Below are 787 nucleotides of genomic sequence, written 5' to 3' on the forward strand. Positions count from 1 at the left end.
GATTGGTGCAGATATTACATTGCCCAGCACGCGAATTGGTATGACGTATGAATTGCAGCCTGAAATTGCTCGAGGCTTAGCCGCGTCTGGTACGTCTAATTCGATCCCTAACTTGCGTATTGCAGGTACGGGTGATGAGCTTTTTGGTCTCGTTACGCACCCGCTGATTACAGGCGGCGATGACAGTGTTGTACCTCTGCATAGTGCATGTGGCTCTAACAGGGAAGAGTCCATTGATTCATGTGTGTCTGATCTAGCTGTAGATGGACGTGTGAAGTATGTCTCGAAGCACCCGTCTGGTTACTACGATTATTACTACCCCATCATTATGAGTGAGAACACACCTCACAATAATATGCCGCAATCCATTAATATCTGGTCTTTCCAAAACCTATTGGTACTTCCATGGTTTGTTGACGGTCACCCAATGACCTTCGCATTGAGCAATGCAAATCAATACGAAAACAGTGGTAATGCCTCAATCGATGTGGATGTAGAGTATCACCATCACTGGTCATGGTTTAAGAAATATCGGTATATCACCAATGCTTCAAGAAAAAGTATGTCTGAAGTGATACTGGACTCATTTGAGTAGTAGAGTCTGAAATACTTAGTCATGTAAAAAACTAGCATAAGGCTGAATAGAAAATCCGATGATGGCAACATTGTCGGATTTTTTTATGGGCTTTCGTTAAGGCTTAATCAATATTTTTGTGGCCCAGGCTTTAAGGCAATGCGTATATACCTGTTTGTTACCGTTAATAATAAAAAAGGTGTCAGGTCTTTT

The 787-nt window shown here is 42.1% G+C and carries 1 pseudogene; it reads left to right on the forward strand.

Annotated elements, in window-relative coordinates:
* A pseudogene (locus tag A3729_RS32500) lies at positions 1 to 595 on the forward strand (hypothetical protein); the annotation flags it as partial.
* Between the last annotated feature and the right edge of the window lie 192 nt (positions 596 to 787).

Source organism: Oleiphilus sp. HI0043 (assembly GCF_001634935.1).